This window comes from Variovorax sp. 10N412 (assembly GCF_056394985.1).
Window position 1 is genome coordinate 144,313 of sequence record NZ_JBFTIO010000006.1, and the last position, 17,567, is coordinate 161,879.

Annotated in this window: 16 protein-coding genes; 12 read left to right on the plus strand and 4 right to left on the minus strand. The window is 67.5% G+C overall.

The window, feature by feature from the left end:
- Nucleotides 1–16 precede the first annotated feature (16 nt).
- From AC1DJH_RS16570 to AC1DJH_RS16580, 3 genes are read left to right on the plus strand one after another with little or no spacing between them, the layout of a single operon-like run.
- On the plus strand, nt 17–622 hold the full coding sequence (locus AC1DJH_RS16570; protein WP_478186405.1) for a hypothetical protein: 606 nt from the start codon (nt 17–19) through the stop codon (nt 620–622).
- Between the two features lie 10 nt (nt 623–632).
- Nucleotides 633–2,312 (plus strand): FxLYD domain-containing protein, encoded by a 1,680-nt coding sequence (locus tag AC1DJH_RS16575; protein WP_478186406.1) that lies wholly within the window; start codon nt 633–635, stop codon nt 2,310–2,312.
- Between the two features lie 44 nt (nt 2,313–2,356).
- Nucleotides 2,357–3,346 carry an LLM class flavin-dependent oxidoreductase gene (locus AC1DJH_RS16580; RefSeq protein ID WP_478186407.1) on the plus strand — a complete coding sequence of 330 codons (990 nt, stop codon included), beginning with the start codon at nt 2,357–2,359 and terminating at the stop codon, nt 3,344–3,346.
- Between the two features lie 3 nt (nt 3,347–3,349).
- Here AC1DJH_RS16580 and AC1DJH_RS16585 read toward each other — a convergent pair whose 3' ends face one another.
- Nucleotides 3,350–5,008, minus strand: a complete 1,659-nt coding sequence (locus tag AC1DJH_RS16585) for a long-chain-fatty-acid--CoA ligase (protein WP_478186408.1) — start codon at nt 5,006–5,008, stop codon at nt 3,350–3,352.
- 273 nt (nt 5,009–5,281) lie between these two features.
- Between AC1DJH_RS16585 and mnmA the strand changes: the two genes are divergently transcribed.
- On the plus strand, nt 5,282–6,394 hold the full coding sequence (gene mnmA, locus AC1DJH_RS16590) for a tRNA 2-thiouridine(34) synthase MnmA (RefSeq protein WP_478186409.1): 1,113 nt from the start codon (nt 5,282–5,284) through the stop codon (nt 6,392–6,394).
- A 12-nt stretch (nt 6,395–6,406) separates the two neighbouring features.
- Here mnmA and AC1DJH_RS16595 read toward each other — a convergent pair whose 3' ends face one another.
- From AC1DJH_RS16595 to AC1DJH_RS16605, 3 genes are all read right to left on the minus strand, one after another.
- Nucleotides 6,407–6,895: an NUDIX hydrolase gene (locus AC1DJH_RS16595; protein WP_478186410.1), complete on the minus strand. Its 489-nt coding sequence runs from the start codon at nt 6,893–6,895 to the stop codon at nt 6,407–6,409.
- A 10-nt stretch (nt 6,896–6,905) separates the two neighbouring features.
- Nucleotides 6,906–7,340, minus strand: a complete 435-nt coding sequence (locus AC1DJH_RS16600) for a DUF4019 domain-containing protein (protein WP_478186411.1) — start codon at nt 7,338–7,340, stop codon at nt 6,906–6,908.
- 134 nt (nt 7,341–7,474) lie between these two features.
- Nucleotides 7,475–8,188, minus strand: a complete 714-nt coding sequence (locus AC1DJH_RS16605) for a response regulator transcription factor (RefSeq protein ID WP_478186553.1) — start codon at nt 8,186–8,188, stop codon at nt 7,475–7,477.
- A 425-nt stretch (nt 8,189–8,613) separates the two neighbouring features.
- Here AC1DJH_RS16605 and AC1DJH_RS16610 point away from each other — a divergent pair, with 425 nt between their 5' ends.
- The 8 genes from AC1DJH_RS16610 (at nt 8,614) to AC1DJH_RS16645 (ending at nt 17,555) form a co-directional block, all read left to right on the plus strand.
- Complete coding sequence (locus tag AC1DJH_RS16610) at nt 8,614–9,744, plus strand: Re/Si-specific NAD(P)(+) transhydrogenase subunit alpha (protein WP_478186412.1); 1,131 nt, start codon at nt 8,614–8,616, stop codon at nt 9,742–9,744.
- Between the two features lie 42 nt (nt 9,745–9,786).
- A complete protein-coding gene (locus AC1DJH_RS16615) occupies nt 9,787–10,119 on the plus strand; it encodes an NAD(P) transhydrogenase subunit alpha part 2 (protein WP_116912477.1) in 333 nt (110 codons plus the stop codon).
- On the plus strand, nt 10,116–11,615 hold the full coding sequence (locus AC1DJH_RS16620) for an NAD(P)(+) transhydrogenase (Re/Si-specific) subunit beta (protein ID WP_478186413.1): 1,500 nt from the start codon (nt 10,116–10,118) through the stop codon (nt 11,613–11,615). The genes AC1DJH_RS16615 and AC1DJH_RS16620 overlap by 4 nt, the downstream gene beginning before the upstream one ends.
- A 98-nt stretch (nt 11,616–11,713) precedes the next feature.
- Nucleotides 11,714–13,393 carry a long-chain-fatty-acid--CoA ligase gene (locus AC1DJH_RS16625; RefSeq protein ID WP_478186414.1) on the plus strand — a complete coding sequence of 560 codons (1,680 nt, stop codon included), beginning with the start codon at nt 11,714–11,716 and terminating at the stop codon, nt 13,391–13,393.
- Between the two features lie 62 nt (nt 13,394–13,455).
- A complete protein-coding gene (locus AC1DJH_RS16630) occupies nt 13,456–14,460 on the plus strand; it encodes an ABC transporter permease subunit (RefSeq protein WP_478186415.1) in 1,005 nt (334 codons plus the stop codon).
- A 4-nt stretch (nt 14,461–14,464) separates the two neighbouring features.
- Nucleotides 14,465–15,370 (plus strand): ABC transporter permease subunit, encoded by a 906-nt coding sequence (locus AC1DJH_RS16635; protein ID WP_478186416.1) that lies wholly within the window; start codon nt 14,465–14,467, stop codon nt 15,368–15,370.
- A gap of 131 nt (nt 15,371–15,501) precedes the next feature.
- Entirely contained in the window at nt 15,502–16,539 is a 1,038-nt protein-coding gene (locus AC1DJH_RS16640) for an ABC transporter ATP-binding protein (RefSeq protein WP_478186417.1), read from the plus strand.
- A complete protein-coding gene (locus AC1DJH_RS16645; RefSeq protein ID WP_478186418.1) occupies nt 16,536–17,555 on the plus strand; it encodes a dipeptide ABC transporter ATP-binding protein in 1,020 nt (339 codons plus the stop codon). Before AC1DJH_RS16640 ends, AC1DJH_RS16645 begins: the two co-directional genes overlap by 4 nt.
- Nucleotides 17,556–17,567: the final 12 nt, after the last annotated feature.

Sequence of the window (17,567 nt, forward strand, 5' to 3'; positions counted from 1 at the left end):
GAACGGAGAACACACCTTGGCATCGATCGAACAGGCCCGCGCGGCCCTGGCCCCCCACGGGGCGTTGGCAGCGCAGACGGCCGTGGAACATTGGCGCGGCGACATCGAACTGCCGCCGGCCCTCGCCACCTTCTACGAGCAGATCGGCCCGCTCGGCGAGTGGATCAACGAGCGCGTGGGGCACGCGGGCCTCACGGTGCCGACCAGCGGCAACCCCTTCAGCATTCCGCCGCTCGCGCGCCTGTGGCAACTGCAGGCCGGCTATCGCTGGCAGGGCATCACCGGCGAGCGACTGGCCGACTGGCCCGACCACTGGCTGGTGGTGGCCGACCAGGGCGCCGACCCGTTCATCTTCGACCTGCGCACGGGCGCGATCCAGTTCGCGATGCACGGCGCGGGCGCCTGGGAAGACAACGGGCCGATGTTTGCCGACATCTTCGAGATGGCCGCGTGCCTGGGCGTCATCGGCCAGGTGTGGGACGAGGCGGGCGACGAGATCTTCACGGACGAGGACGACTGCGAGGTCGACCCCGTGCATCGTGCGCGCCTGATCGAGCGGCTCACGCCGCTGCTCGGCAGCGCCGGCGCCGCCGAGGACATCGCCGACACCTTCGGCTGGTGAGAAGCGCCGCATGACCATCGACCTCCAGACGCTCAAGTGCGGCGAGTGCGGCAGCAGCGTGCTCCAGCGCACGGGCCTGAACGAATACACCTGCGCGCATTGCGGCTCGGTCACGCTGGTGGAGGACAAGGTGTCCGACCGGCTCGAGCGCGTGCTCGACCAGGTGAAGAACGAGGCCGGCCGCCGGCTCGCGGCCGAAGGGGCGCTGCGGCAGAAGCTGCTGCTGCGCAAGGCCGGCATCACGGTGGCCATCGTGCTGGGCGCGGTGCTGCTGTTCCAGGTTGCGGGCTTGCTCTTCTTCGGTTCGCGCAACGCGCCGGATGACCGGCGGCCAGCCGTCGCGGCCCTGGTCGATCGCACCATCCCGACCGACGGCCTGAAGCTCGACGAACCGCGCCAGGTGCTCGTGGGCAGCGGCAGCTCCGCGCAGCCCAAGCTGCTGGTGGTGGCGCGCAACGACACCGGCAAGCCGCTGTCGCGCGCCGGCGTGCGCGCCGTGTACTACGACGGCGACAGCCGCCTCGACGAGCGCAGCGAGACGCTGCCGATCGCCGTGCTGGAGCCCGGCGAGAGCGCGCCTGCGCTCATCGACATGCCCAGCGGCAAGAACGTCACGCGGCAGGAGTTGCGCGTGCAGAAGCTGAGCGAGCCCTACGACGCGGTGCAGGGACCGCGCCTGACCTTCGCGCGGGCGCGGCTCGTCCAGCAGGGCGAGCGCGTGCGGCTGGTGGGCCGCGTGGTCAACGACCGCAAGGACGCCGCCGCGATCGGCGGCATCGAGGTGCTGGCCACGCTGTACGACGACGCGGGCCAGGTCATCGGCTTCGGCCACGGCTACGGGCAGGCCAACGAGCTGGCGCCCGGCGCGCGGACCTCGGTGGACGTGAGCATCGCGCGCTTCGGCCGCGCGGCGGCCATCGCGGCGTGGGACTACCGCATCGGCTACAGCACGCTCGAGGCCTCCGGGTCGCGCAAGCCGGTGCTGAGCACCGACCGCGTGATCCGCACGGCCGGCGGCCCCGAGGGCTTCAACCCCGACCTGCGCCTGGGCACCGACGACCTGCTGGCCGACGACAGCGAGCGCTTCGATGACAAGCAGCTCGAGCTGCTGCCGCTGGTCGACGGGCGCAACAACATCCAGCAGCGCCTGTTCCTGGGGGAGCTGGTCAACCGCAGCGCCGACGCCGTGGTGCTCGCGCCCGGGGGCGTGATCTCGCGCTTCAGCGGCAACAAGTTCCACGGCACCACGAACATCACGGGGCTGGCGTACCTGTACCCGGGCGAGCGCTTTCCGATCTTCCTGGAGCCGGAGGACATGGAGCGCATCACGCAGACGCGCATCGAATGGAAGCCCATGCGCCGCGCCGCGCTGCCGGGTCCGCGCAAGCCCATGGAGGTGAAGGTGACGGGCACCAGGGCCGAGACCGGCAGCGTGCTGCTCAACTTCAGCCAGCGTTTCAGCTACAAGAGCGTGCAGGTGACGGGCAGCGTGAGCAACCCGGGCACTTCCATCGTCGGCAAGGTGCGCCTGTGGGTGAGCCTGCGCGACCGCAACGGGCAGCTCACGGGCTTCAAGCTGGTGGACAACCTGCCGGCCATCGCACCGGGCGAGAGCGTGCCGTTCCAGGTGAACGTGGAGCAGAACGGGCGCGACTTCGCGACCGTGACCACGCTATACCAAACCGAATAGCCCCTCCGGTGACGCCGTCGGGCGGTTCGCGCCATGATCGCCCCATGATTCCGTTATCGATCCTCGACCTTTCCCCGATCACCGAGGGCAGCGACGCCGCGCAGTCGTTCCGCAACTCGCTCTCGCTGGCGCAGCACGGCGAGAAGCTTGGCTACACGCGCTACTGGCTGGCCGAACACCACGGCATGCCGGGCATTGCGAGCGCGGCCACGGCCGTGCTGCTGTCTTACGTGGGGGCGGGCACCTCCACCATCCGCATCGGCGCGGGCGGCGTGATGCTGCCGAACCATTCGCCGCTGGTGATCGCCGAGCAGTTCGGCACGCTGGAGTCGCTGTACCCGGGGCGTGTCGACCTGGGGCTGGGCCGCGCTCCCGGCTCCGACCAGCGCACCGCGCGCGCCCTGCGTCGCAACCTCGAGTCGGACTCCGACCAATTCCCGCAGGACGTGATCGAGCTGATGGACTTCATGTCGAAGAACTCGCAGCAGGCCGTGAAGGCCGTGCCGGGAGCGGGGCTCGAAGTGCCGGTGTGGATCCTGGGCTCCAGCACCTTCGGCGCGCAGCTGGCGGCGCACCTGGGCCTGCCCTATGCCTTCGCCTCGCACTTCGCGCCGCAGCAGCTCATGCAGGCCATCCAGATCTACCGCGAGACCTTCAAGCCCTCGGCGCAGCTGAGCAAGCCGCACGTGATGCTGGGCTTCAACGTGTTCGCGGCCGCCACCGACGCCGAGGCCGAATTCCGCGCCACCTCGTGGCAGCAGGCCTTCGTGAACCTGCGCAGCGGCCGACCGGGGCGCCTGCCGCCACCGGTGGAAAACTACCGCCAGAAGGTCGGGCCGTCGGAGAACGCGCTGCTCGACTCGGTGCTCTCGTGCTCCGCCGTCGGCTCGGTCGAGACGGTGAAGCAGGGCGTGGAAGCGTTCGTCGCGCGCACCGGCGCCGACGAACTCATGATCACCTCGCAGGTGTTCGACCATGCCGCCCGGCTGCGCTCCTACGAGCTGCTGGCCAAGGCGTTCGGGCAGGCGAAGTAAAGGCTACGCCCGCTTGCGGGCTTCCTCGTCCACGAGGTCCTTCTTCGAGAGCTTGCCCACGGCCGTCTTGGGCAGCTCGGCGCGAATCTCGAGCGCGCCGATCATCTCGTGCTTGCCCAGGCGGTCCTTCAGGAAGCTCTTGAGCGCGTCGAGCGTCAGCTCGGGTGCGCCTTCCTTCAGCTTCACGAAGGCCTTGGGCGACTGGCCGCGGTAGTCGTCGGGAATGCCGATCACGCAGACCTCGGCCACCGCCGGGTGCTCGTACACCGCTTCTTCGAGCACGCGCGGGTATACGTTGTAGCCGCCGCACAGCAGCATGTCCTTGGTGCGGTCGACGATGTAGAGGTAGCCGTCGGCGTCCATCCTGGCGACGTCGCCGCTGCGGAAGTAGCCGTCGGGGGTCATCGACTCGGCCGTGGCCTTGGGGTTGTTCCAGTAGCCCTTCATCACGTTCGGGCCCTGGATGCACAGCTCGCCCGGCTCGCCGAAGGTGGCGACGTCTTTCGCCGGATCGTCCAGGCTCACGAGCTTGATGCGCACCCGCGGCAGCGGCATGCCGCATGAGCCCGCCTTGCGCACCCCGCGCGCGGGCGTGAAGGTGCCCACGGGCGAGGTCTCGGTCATGCCCCAGCCTTCGTTGAGGTGGCAGCCGGTGAGCGCGAAGAAGCGCTGCTCCACTTCCACCGGCAGCGGCGCGCCGCCCGAGCCGCAGAACTTGAGCGAGCGCAGGTCCATTTCCCTGGCCTTGGGGTGCGACAGGATGGCGGTGTACATCGTCGGCACGCCGGGGAACACGCTGATCCTGCTGGCGGCGAGCTCGTTCATCACCGCGTCGACGTCGAAGCGCGTGTGCAGCACCAGCGCCGCGCCCAGGCGCACGCCCAGCAGCATCGCGGCGCTCAGCGCGAAGATGTGGAACAGCGGCAGCACGACCAGGAAGCGCTCCTTGCCTTCGTCGAGGATGGGCGGGTCGCCCTTGGTCGATTCGAAGTACTGCGCGCAGGCCGACGTCAGGTTGGCGTGCGTGAGCATCGCGCCCTTGGGCAGGCCGGTGGTGCCGCCGGTGTACTGCAGCACCACGATCTCTTCGGCCAGGTCGCCGAGCGGGTAGGTCCGGTGCGCGCCTTCGCTTTTCAGCAGGTCGGTGAAGCGCACGTGGCGGTCGTCCACGGGCACGGGCGCGACCTGGCCGGCGGCCTGCAACTGGGCCTGCACCTTGTCGCCGGCCGCGCCGTAGTCGCCGAGGCTGCCGACCACCAGCGTCTTCAGGCGCGAATGGTCGAGCAGCCGCGCCATCAGTGGGTACAGGTTGACCAGGTCGAGCGTGACCAGGATGTCGGTGCGGCTGTCCTCGATCTTGTGGGCCAGCACGCGCTCGGCGTCGAGCGGCGAGTAGTTCACCACCGTGCCGCCGGCCTTGAGCACGGCGAAGAAGGCGATCGGGTAGTGCGGTGTGTTGGGCAGGTAGAGGCCCACGTGCACGCCGGGCTTCACCCCCAGGTCCTGCAGGCCCTTGGCGGCGCGGTCGACCGCCGCGCCCAACTCGCGGTAGCTGAGGGACTGGCCCATGAACTCGACCGCGGAATGGTCGGGCCAGCGCGCGACGGCCTCGTCGAGCATCTGCTGCACGGGCATGACGGGCAGATCTGCGTCCCAGCGCATGCCGGGTGGGTAGGCGTGTATCCAGGGAGTGTCGCCGCGGGGGGAAGCAGACGAAGCTGGTGAAACTGGTGAAACCGGGACGGGGGTGGCCATGCGTGATGTCTCCGCGATGCTGTTGCAAAGTGCGCGGGCGGATCTGTGCCGCCCTTCGAGGGCACTGTAGCGCCGGGTCTTTGTGCGGTGGCGGCCGGCCTGACAAGCCGGCGACACGGGTTTTCCCGATTTCCCACACGCGGGGAGCCCCTACCGCGAGGCTGGGACAATGGCGCCCCTATGGCAAAGCAACGGATCGTGGTGGGACTGAGCGGCGGAGTGGACTCCGCGGTCACGGCGCACCTGCTCAAGCAGCAGGGGCACGAGGTGATCGGCATCTTCATGAAGAACTGGGAAGACGACGACGACAGCGAATACTGCTCGTCGAACATCGACTTCGTGGACGCCGCCAGCGTGGCCGACGTGCTGGGCATCGAGATCGAACACGTCAACTTCGCCGCCGACTACAAGGACCGCGTGTTTGCCGAGTTCCTGCGCGAGTACAAGGCCGGCCGCACGCCCAACCCCGACGTGCTGTGCAACGCCGAGATCAAGTTCAAGGCCTTCCTCGACCACGCCATGCGCCTGGGCGCCGAGAAGATCGCCACCGGGCACTACGCGCGCGTGCGCCTGAACGGCGCCACGGGCCGGCACGAGCTGCTCAAGGGGCTGGACCCGTCGAAGGACCAGAGCTACTTCCTGCATCGCCTGAACCAGGCGCAGCTGTCGAAGACGCTGTTTCCTGTGGGCGAACTGCACAAGACCGAGGTGCGCCGCATCGCCGAAGACATCGGCCTGCCCAATGCGAAGAAGAAGGACTCGACCGGCATCTGCTTCATCGGTGAGCGGCCGTTCCGCGACTTCCTGAACCGCTACATCTCCAAGGAACCGGGCCCGATCCGGGACGACCGGGGCCGCAAGCTGGGCGAGCACCAGGGGCTGAGCTTCTACACGCTGGGCCAGCGCCAGGGGCTGGGCATCGGCGGCGTGAAGGAAAAGGGCGCGCAGCGCGGCTCGGGCGACCATTCGCCCTGGTTCGTGGCGCGCAAGGACGTCGAGAAAAATACGCTGTGGGTGGTGCAGGGGCACGACCATCCGTGGCTGCTGTCGTCGTCGCTGAAGGCGGACGATGCGAGCTGGGTGGCGGGCGAGGCGCCCGCGCCCGGCGACTACGGATCGAAGGCGCGCTACCGTCAGGCGGATGCACCCTGCGAGATGGGCGCGGGGGAGGCGAGCGGTGCGGGACCCGCATTCAGCCTGCGTTTCGGCGCTCCGCAATGGGCGGTGACGCCAGGGCAGTCCGCCGTGCTGTACGACGGCGAACGCTGCCTCGGCGGCGGCGTCATCGTCTGAAGGCCGTCTGATTCAGGGCACGGACCGCACCGATGCGTCGAGCTGGACGACGTCGAGCGGATACCGTTTGCCGGCCAGGTAGTCCTCGATGCACTGAAGCAGCAGCGGGCTGCGGTGTCGCGCCGTGCTCGCGCGGATCTCGTCCAGCGTCATCCACAGGGTGCGCACGATGCCATCGTCGAGCGCACGGCCCTCCTCGAACGCACCCAGCGTTCCGGTGAAGGCGAAGCGCATGTAGGTGATGTCTTCACTGCGCTCGGCCAGTGGCCGCGATCGCGCCATGTAGATGCCGATGAGTGCGGTCGGCATGAAATGGTGGGCGGTTTCTTCGAGCGTCTCGCGCGCGCAGCCCTCGGCAGGCGATTCGCCCGGGTCCAGATGCCCGGCGGGCGTGTTGAGCCGGAGGCCGTCGCCTGCGTGCTCCTCGACGAGCAGGAAGCGCCCGTCGCGTTCGATCACCGCAGCCACGGTGACGTTGGGTTTCCAGCGGGGTTTGGCCATGGCCCCGGTTTTATCTCAACGCGTAGCCGCTGAAGCGCCAGATGCGGTCGCTGTCGAGGTGAAAGCTCACGAGCTCGCGCACCGTGCCTTCTGGTTTGTTGGCGAAGCGGGTTTCGTATTCGATGCTGATGTATTGGCCCGCCAGGTCGACATCGGGGTCCGTGAGGACCTGCCGGTTGATCGTGACCCAGGTGCGCATCCGGGGGGCGCCGAGCGCGGCACGGCTTTTGGCGGTCTGGCTCAGGAAGTCAGCGCGGGTACCGCGTTTGCGGGCGGCTGGCGTGGCGCCGTCCCACAGTTCACCGGCCTTGCCCTGGTCGATCATCTGGATGGCCTGCATGCCACCACGCACCATGTCGCTGGCCTCGACATCCTGGGCGGCTGCGGGGCCGAAGAGGCTCCAGAGCAGCGTGGCGGCAAGCAGCAGCCGGATCATGGGTTTCATTTGTCTCCTTCGTGGGGTGGGGGCAGGCCGGAGCTCGGGGCCTCTCGATGCCGACACCGTTGGAGACTGTAGAGCGCGAGAGATTCCCCCGGAAGCGGCGAGGTGCCGCCCTGGGGCTTGAACGGACGCGGTGTCTAGCGCGGTGCGATGCTCGGCAAGGTGCTTTCATCGACGGCTTCCAGCCGGTATCCGAGGCCGTAGATGGCCAGCAGAAGGAAGCCGTTGGCCGGACGCAGGTCGAGCTTGGTTCGCAGGCGCGAGACATGCGTGTCCAGCGAGCGCGACAGCGCCTCGACGCCCAGCCCCCAGACGGCCTCGTGCAGGTGCGCCCGGGAGAGCAGCCGGCCGAGGTTCTGGAACAGGAACAGCGCGAGTTCGTACTCGCGGTTCTTCAGTTCGACCTGCTTGCCCCGAAACTTCAGCACGCGCGAAGGCGGATAGAAGTGATAGGGGCCGAAAACCAGCTCGGCCTCGTGGCGCGCCGGGTAGGAGCGGCGCAGCAGCGCATTGATGCGGGCCTCGAGTTCGCCGGCGCGAACGGGCTTGGCCATGAAATCGTCGGCGCCGGCATTGAGGCCCTCGACCATGTCGGCCTCGTCGCAGCGGTCGGTCACGAAAAGAATGGGGAGCCGGCTCTTGAGGTCGCGGCGGATGGTTTTCACCACGTCGGGGCCGGGCATGTCCGGCAGGCCCCAGTCGAGTATCAGGAAGTCGTAAGTCTGGCGGCGCAAGGCCTGCAGCAGTTTTCGCCCTTCGGCGAACAGATGGCACTCGTGTCCGAGTGTTGCCATGGTTTGATGAATCAGCGCGAGTTGATCCGGGCCATCGTCGAGTACAGCGATACGCATTTCATCCCTCTTCTTCCTCCCTTCGCCAGTCTCCATGAACAGGCGATTTGATTCGAAGTGTATCTATCTGCGACCGGGTCAGATTTTCAGGATTGCAACTACTGCACGCAAATGAAGAATTTAAAAAGTGTGCTCGAAGCAATTGACAACAGTTGCATACAAATGGAGTTTGCAATTGAGGTTCGGATCGGGTCATCCGATCGGTGGCTTGGCGTTTTGGCGGTTTTCGGATCCAACGATGCATCGCCTCCGGCACACGGGCTGCCGAACCCCTGGATTTGCTATTAATTAAATAGCATGCTTCGCAGCATCCACCGGCGCTGGCAGCGCGATTCGGCACAGCGTTCAGGCGACACCGCGCGCCTGTAATCTTGCTGTAAGCTCTGCGCGCGTTCCGTGTGCCCCCTTGCTTCGAGGAGATCTCTATGCTGATAGGCGTGCCTGCCGAGACACTGGCTGGCGAAACCCGAGTGGCCGTTACACCCGAGACCGTGAAGAAGCTGGTCGCCTCCGGACATGCGGTGCGTGTACAGGCGGGGGCCGGCATTGCCGCCAGCGTCACCGATGCCGCCTACCAGACCGCCGGCGCGGAGATCACTGATCGAACAGGTGCCTTCTCCGCCGACATGGTGCTCAAGGTGCGAACGCCGACCGACGCCGAGACCCCGCTGCTGAAAAGCGGCGCTGTCGTCATCGGCATGCTCAACCCCTTCGACGCGGCCGGCCTGCAGCGCCTGGCATCGGCCGGCGTCACCGGCTTCGCGCTCGAAGCCGCGCCGCGCACCACCCGCGCCCAGAGCATGGACGTGCTTTCGTCGCAGGCCAACATCGCCGGCTACAAGGCCGTGATGATCGCGGCGGACAAGTACCAGCGCTTCTTCCCGATGCTCATGACCGCCGCCGGCACCGTGAAGGCCGCGCGTGTCGTCATCCTGGGCGTGGGCGTGGCGGGCCTGCAGGCCATTGCCACGGCCAAGCGCCTGGGCGCAGTCATCGAAGCCTCCGACGTGCGCCCGAGCGTCAAGGAGCAGATCGAGTCGCTCGGCGGCAAGTTCATCGAGGTCTCCTACGACACCGATGAAGAAAAAGAAGCTGCCGTCGGCGTGGGCGGCTACGCCAAGCCCATGCCCGCGAGCTGGCTGGCGCGCCAGCAGGTCGAGGTGGCCAAGCGCGTGGCGCTGGCCGACATCGTCATCAGCACCGCGCTCATTCCCGGGCGCGCCGCGCCCACGCTCATCACCGAGGACATGGTCAAGGCCATGAAGCCCGGTTCGGTGATCGTCGACATCGCCGCCGGCAAGGGCGCGGACGGCGTGGGCGGCAACTGCCCGCTCTCCGAAGCCGACAAGACGGTGGTCAAGCACGGCGTGACCATCGTGGGCGAGACCAACCTCGCCGCGCTGGTGGCGGCCGATGCCTCGGCGCTCTATGCGCGCAACGTGCTCGACTTCCTCAAGCTGATCGTCACCAAGGAAGGTGCGCTGAAGATCGACCTCGAGGACGACATCGTCGCTGCCTGCCGCATGACGCAGGACGGCCAGGTCACGAAGAAGTAAGCGCTCAACGCTCAAACAAGCGATCACGCGAGGAGAAGAACCATGGATCCCGTTTCCCATACCGTCATCAACCTGATCATCTTCGTGCTGGCCATCTACGTGGGCTACCACGTGGTGTGGACCGTCACGCCCGCGCTGCACACGCCGCTGATGGCCGTGACCAACGCCATCTCGGCCATCGTGATCGTGGGCGCCATGCTCGCGGCCGCGCTCACCACCACGCCGCTGGGCAAGACCATGGGCGTGCTGGCGGTCGCGCTGGCCGCGGTGAACGTCTTCGGCGGCTTCCTGGTTACGCGGCGCATGCTGGAGATGTTCAAGAAGAAAGAGAAGAAGACGGCCGCGCCGAAGGCTGAAGAGGGAGCTTCCAAGTGAGCATGAACCTCGTCACGCTGCTGTACCTGGTGGCCAGCGTCTGCTTCATCCAGGCCCTGAAGGGCCTGAGCCATCCCACCACGTCCATCCGCGGCAACGTCTTCGGCATGACCGGCATGGCGATCGCCGTGCTGACGACCATCGCATTGATCCACGGGCAGGCACGCTCGCTGAACGTCGACTTCGGCGCCGGCATCGGCTACGTGCTGGCGGCGGTGGTGGTCGGCGGCGGCCTGGGCGCCTTCATGGCGAACAAGGTCGAGATGACCAAGATGCCCGAGCTGGTCGCCTTCATGCACAGCATGATCGGCCTGGCGGCGGTGTTCATCGGCGTGGCCGCCGTGGCCGAGCCCTGGGCCTTCGGCATCACGGCCGCACCCGTGGCCGCGATCATCGGCGCGAACACGCCCGACGGCGCCGTGCTGCTCGACGGCTTCGTGCGCTACGCCATTCCCTACGGCAACCGGCTCGAACTGTTCCTGGGCGCGGCCATCGGCGCCGTCACCTTCAGCGGCTCGGTCATCGCCTTCGGCAAGCTCTCGGGCAAGTACAAGTTCCGGCTGTTCCAGGGCGCGCCCGTGCAGTTCAAGGGCCAGCACATGCTCAACCTGGTGCTGGGCCTGCTGACCGTGGCACTGGGCCTGCTGTTCGTGGCCACCGAGAGCTGGACGGCGTTCTTCGCGATGCTGGCGCTGGCCTTCGTGATGGGCGTGCTCATCATCATTCCCATCGGCGGGGCCGACATGCCGGTGGTGGTGTCGATGCTCAACAGCTACTCGGGCTGGGCGGCCGCGGGCATCGGCTTCAGCCTGAACAACGCGATGCTGATCGTGGCGGGCAGCTTGGTGGGCAGCTCGGGCGCGATCCTGAGCTACATCATGTGCAAGGCCATGAACCGCTCGTTCTTCAACGTGATCCTGGGCGGCTTCGGCGGCGAGGCGGCCACGACCGGCGGTGCGGCCAAGGAGCAGCGCCCCGTGAAGACCGGCAGCGCCGACGACGCGGCCTTCGTGCTCGGCAACGCCGAGACGGTGGTGATCGTGCCGGGCTACGGCCTGGCGGTGGCGCGCGCGCAGCATGCGGTGAAGGAGCTGGCGGCCAAGCTCACCGAGAAGGGCATCATCGTGAAGTACGCCATCCATCCGGTGGCCGGCCGCATGCCCGGGCACATGAACGTGCTGCTGGCCGAGGCCGAGGTGCCGTACGACCAGGTCTTCGAGATGGAAGACATCAATGGCGAGTTCGGCCAGGTCGACGTGGCGATCATCCTGGGCGCCAACGACGTGGTGAACCCGGCCGCGCACACCAAGGGCAGCCCGATCTACGGCATGCCCATCCTGGAGGCCTACAAGGCCAAGACCGTCATCGTCAACAAGCGCTCCATGGCCGCCGGTTATGCCGGCCTGGACAACGAGCTCTTCTACATGGACAAGACCATGATGGTCTTTGGCGATGCTAAAAAAGTAGTGGAAGATATGGGCAAGGCCATCGAATAGGCCGAAGGTCCACGCCCGCCACGCGGGCGAGTCTTCGCGGCGCCACCTCGTGCGCCGTTTTCGTTTTCAACTGTCCGACTCCGGAGGAGACAACCCCAATGACCGACCGTCCCTGGCTCAGCAGCTACCCACAGGGTGTGCCCGCAGATATCGATGCCTCGCAGTACCCCTCGCTGGTCGCGCTCATGGAAGAGAGCTTCAAGAAGTACGCCGACCGCACGGCCTACAGCTTCATGGGCAAGGACATCAGCTACGCCGAGACGGACAAGCAGAGCAGGGCCTTCGCGGCCTACCTGCAGGGACTGGGCCTCGCCAAGGGCGACCGCGTCGCCGCGATGATGCCCAACTGCCCGCAGTACCCCATTGCGGTGGCGGCCATCCTGCGCGCGGGCCTGATCCTGGTCAACGTGAACCCGCTGTACACGCCGCGCGAGCTCGAGCACCAGCTCAAGGACTCGGGCGCGAAGGCGATCGTCATCATGGAGAACTTCGGCACCACGTTGCAGCAATGCATTGCTGCCACGCCGATCAAGCACATCGTGCTGGCCTCGATGGGCGACCGCCTCGGCTTCCTGAAGGGCGCGATCGTCAACTACGTGGTGCGCAACGTGAAGAAGCTGGTGCCGCAGTTCAGCCTGCCGGGCGCGGTGCGCTTCAACGACGCGCTCGACAAGGGCGCGAGTGCGGCGCCCAAGCCGGTGGCCATCGGCCCTGACGACGTGGCCGTGCTGCAGTACACCGGCGGCACCACGGGTGTGTCCAAGGGCGCCGTGCTGCTGCATCGCAACGTGATCGCGAACGTGCTGCAGTCCGAGGCGTGGAACGAGCCGGCCATGAACAAGGTGCCGGCCGGCGAGCAGCCCACCAGCGTGTGCGCGCTGCCGCTGTATCACATCTTCGCGTTCACGGTCGGCATGATGCTGAACATGCGCACGGGCGGCAAGCTGATCCTCATCCCGAATCCGCGCGACCTCGCAGGCGTGCTGAAGGAACTGTCGAAGCACACCATCCACAGCTTCCCTGCCGTGAACACGCTGTTCAACGGGCTGGCGAACCACCCCGACTTCAACACCGTCAACTGGAAGAACCTCAAGATCTCGGTGGGCGGCGGCATGGCGGTGCAGTCCGCGGTCGCCAAGCTCTGGCTCGAGAAGACCGGGTGCTCCATTTGCGAAGGCTACGGCCTGTCCGAGACCTCGCCCTCGACCACCTGCAACCCGACCAACAGCACGGCCTACACCGGCACCATCGGCCTGCCGCTGCCCAACACCTGGCTCAAGCTGCTCGACGACGAGGGCAACGAGGTGCCGGCCGGCGAGCGCGGCGAGATCGCCATCAAGGGCCCGCAGGTCATGGCCGGCTACTGGCAGCGCCCCGACGAGACGGCCAAGGTCATGACGCCCGACGGCTACTTCAAGAGCGGCGACATCGGCGTGGTCGACGAGCGCGGCTACTTCAAGGTGGTCGACCGCAAGAAGGACATGATCCTGGTGTCGGGCTTCAACGTGTACCCGAACGAGATCGAGGACGTGGTCGCACTGATTCCGGGCGTGCTCGAATGCGCCGCGGTCGGTGTGCCCGACGAGAAGACCGGCGAGGGCGTGAAGCTCGTCATCGTCAAGAAAGACCCCTCGCTCACCGAAGCGCAGGTGCGCGAATACTGCAGAGCAAACCTTACGGGTTACAAGCAGCCGCGAATTGTGGAGTTTCGTACCGACATGCCGAAGACGCCGGTCGGCAAGATCCTTCGCCGCGAGCTGCGCGACACCAAGAAGTAGCCTTGGGCTAAGGGTTCGGCCCGGGTAGGGCTGCGGCATCGATCTTGCATATTCGCGGGTCGATGCTTCGATTCCTCCTGACCCGTGTGAGCCTGCTGGTGCCGACCTTCATCGGCATGACGCTGCTCGCCTTCTTTCTCATCCGGCTGGTGCCGGGCGACCCCATCGAGACGATGGCCGGCGAGCGCGGCATCGACCCCGAGCGCCATGCCCAGCTGCGCGCGGCCTACGGCTTCGACAAGCCCGTGATCGTGCAGTACGGCATCTATATAGGCCGCGTGCTGCATGGCGACCTGGGCAAGTCCATCATCACGCAGGACACGGTGATGAGCGAGTTCCTCGCGCTGTTCCCGGCCACCATGGAACTCGCGGTGTGCGCCATCCTTTTCGCGCTGCTGCTGGGACTGCCCGCGGGCATTCTTGCCGCGGTGCGGCGCAACTCCATCTTCGACCACGGCGTGATGGCGACGTCGCTCACCGGCTACTCGATGCCCATCTTCTGGTGGGGATTGCTGCTCATCCTGTTCTTCTCGGTGCAGCTCGGATGGACGCCGGTGTCGGGCCGCATCGCGGTGCAGTACTTCATCGAGCCCGAGACCGGCTTTCTGCTGATCGATTCGCTGCGCGCCGGCGACACCGACGCCTTCTGGTCGGCGCTGCACCACCTCATTCTTCCGGCCATCGTGCTGGGCACCGTGCCGCTCGCGGTGATAGCGCGCATGACGCGCTCGGCCATGCTCGAGGTGCTGGGCGAGGACTACATCCGCACCGCGCGCGCCAAGGGCCTGTCGCGCTTTCGGGTGGTGGGGCTGCATGCGCTGCGCAACGCGCTGATTCCGGTGGTCACCGTCATCGGGCTGCAGGTGGGCGTGCTGTTCACGGGCGCGATCCTCACCGAGACCATCTTCTCCTGGCCCGGTGTCGGCAAGTGGCTCATCGAAGCCATCGGCCGGCGCGACTACCCGGTGCTGCAGGGCGGCATGCTGCTGCTGGGCGGCCTCGTGATGCTCGTTAACCTGCTGGTGGACGTGGCCTACGGCGTCATCAACCCGCGCATCAGGCACTGAGCTCATGGCAACGACACACGCAGTCTCCGCCGGCGCCAAGAGCGCCGCACCGCCCGGACCCTGGCGCGAGTTCTGGACGGCCTTCTCCGCCAACCGCGGCGCGGTCATCGGGCTGGTCACCATCGCCGTGCTGCTGCTGGTCGCGCTGTTCGCGCCGTGGATCGCGCCGCACGCACCCAACGAAACCAACAGCGCCGTCTTCCTGCTGCCGCCGGCATGGCAGCGCGGCGGCTCCGTGAGCTACCTGCTGGGCACCGACGCCATCGGGCGCGACATCCTCTCGCGGTTGATGTACGGCGCACGGCTGTCGCTGTCGATCGGCGTCGCGGTGGTGGCGATCTCGGTGGTCGTGGGCGTCGTGCTTGGGCTGGTCGCGGGCTTTTTCCGCGGCGTGCTCGAGATCGCGATCATGCGGCTGATGGACATCGTCCTCACCATGCCGAGCCTGCTGATGGCCATCGTGATCGTGGCGATCCTCGGGCCGGGACTCATCAACGCAATGGTCGCCGTGGCCATCGTGGTGTTGCCGCACTACGTGCGCATCACGCGCGCAGCCGTCATCGCCGAGGTGTCGCGCGACTACGTGACCGCCGCACGCGTGAGCGGCGCCGGCACGCTGCGCCTGATGTTCCGCGAGGTGTTGCCCAACTGCGCCGCGCCGCTGATCGTGCAGGCCTCGCTCGGCATCTCGACCGCCATCCTCGACGCGGCGGCGCTGGGCTTCATCGGCCTCGGTGCGCAGCCACCGTCGCCCGAATGGGGAACCATGCTCGCCGATGCACGCGAGTTCGTGCTGCGCGCATGGTGGGTCGTGACCTTTCCAGGCTTGGCGATTCTTGCTGCCGTGCTGGCCTTCAACCTGCTGGGCGACGGACTGCGCGACGCGCTCGACCCCAAGCTCAAGCGCTAGCATGAAGCACACCGCCAGGCTTGCCCACTTCGTGTGGCCTCCTTCGCCCTTGCAGGGGACAACCCCGGCGGTCCGGCAAAGCCGGTTCCGCGGTGTTCCTGGAACAGGCCTTTCGGGCCGGAGCCACTGACATGCCTTTGCTGGACATCAAGGATCTGCATGTGGAATTTCCCACGCAAGGCGGCGTGCTGCATGCGGTCGACGGCGTGAGCCTCACGCTCGAGGAAGGCGAGGTGCTCGGCATCGTCGGCGAATCGGGCTCGGGCAAGAGCGTGACGATGATGGCGCTGATGGGCCTCGTCGGCTTTCCGGGCCGCGTGCGCGCGGACCACATGCGCTTCGCCGGCAAGGAACTGCTCGGCATCTCCGACAAGGCGCGCCGCACGCTGGTCGGCAAGGAGGTCGCGATGATCTTCCAGGAGCCGACCACCAGCCTCAACCCCTGCTTCACCATCGGCTTCCAGCTGATGGAGACGCTGCGGCTGCACCTGAAGCTCGACAAGCGAGAAGCGAAGAAGCGCGCGACCGAGCTGCTGGAGCAGGTGGGCATTCCGGCCGCCTCGTCGCGCCTGGGCAGCTACCCGCACCAGCTGTCGGGCGGCATGAACCAGCGCGTGATGATCGCCATGGCCATCGCCTGCAACCCGCGCCTGCTGATCGCCGACGAGCCGACCACCGCGCTCGACGTGACCATCCAGGCACAGATCCTCGACCTGCTGCGCGACCTGCAGAAGGAGCGCGGCATGGCGCTGGTCCTCATCACGCACAACATGGGCGTGGTGAGCGAAATGGCGCAGCGCATCGCCGTGATGTATGCGGGGCAGGTCGTGGAGCACCAGCGCGTCGACCGCCTCTTCGCGGCGCCGCAGCATCCGTACACCGAGGCCTTGCTTGCGGCATTGCCCGAGCGCGCCGCGCCCGAGGGGCGGCTCGCCACCATCAGCGGCGTGGTGCCGGGCGTGCACGACCGGCCCGCCGGGTGCCTGTTCGCGCCGCGCTGCGGCTACGTGACCGAGCGCGCCTGCCAGGTGCGACCGGCGTTGCGCGAGTGGCAGAGCGCCGGGACACAGGCGCAGGTGCGCTGCCACTTTCCGCTCGGCGAGCCGGGCCGCATGGCGGCCATCGCGCAAGACCCGCCGCGGCAGCAGGTCGCGGAGGCGGTGCCATGAGCGAGGCACCCACCGACGTGGTGGTCGAAGCCCGAAACCTCCAGCGCACCTACGACATCCGCCGAGGCATGTTCCGCGCGCCGGCGCACCTGCGTGCGGTGGGCGACATCTCTTTTCGCATCGAGCGCGGCCGCACGCTGGCCGTGGTCGGCGAGTCGGGCTGCGGCAAGTCGACGCTGGCGCGCATGGTCGCGTTGATCGAAAAGCCCACGGCGGGCCAGCTCACGCTGGTCGGCGCCGACGCGGTGAACCCGCCGCAGGACCGCAGGCGCGAGTTGCGCCAGGCCGTGCAGCTGGTGTTCCAGAACCCGTACGGTTCGCTCAATCCGCGCAAGAAGATCTCGGCGGTGCTCGAAGACCCGCTGGCCATCAACACCAGCCTGAGCAAGTCGGAGCGCGCCGCCAAGGCCCGCGACATGCTCGCGCGCGTGGGCCTGCGGCCCGAGTACGCCAACCGCTACCCGCACATGTTCTCCGGCGGCCAGCGCCAGCGCATTGCCATTGCGCGCGCGCTGATGCTCTCGCCGCGCCTGCTGGTGGCCGACGAGCCGGTGTCGGCGCTCGACGTGTCGATCCAGGCGCAGGTGCTGAACCTGCTGGCCGACCTGCAGGCCGAGCTCGGGCTGGCTTACCTTTTCATCTCGCACGACCTCGGCGTGGTGCGCCACATCGCGCACGACGTGCTCGTGATGTACCTGGGCCATGCGGTGGAGCAGGGTCCGAAGTCGCGCATCTTCGCGCGGCCGCTGCATCCGTACACGCAGGCGCTGCTGGCCTCGACGCCGGGGCTCAGCAGCCAGCGCATCGTGCTCAAGGGCGAGCTGCCGTCGCCGCTGAATCCGCCCGCAGGCTGCGTGTTCAACACGCGCTGCGCGCACGTGGCGCCGCGTTGCCGCGAAGAGCGGCCGTTGCCGCGCATGCTCGACGAGCGGATGGTGGCCTGCCACTTCTCGGAGAAGTTTCTCGACGGCGTACCGGTGGTGCGCGCCGATGTCCCGATGGCGGCGAGCCTCTAGCCTTCGCCTGTT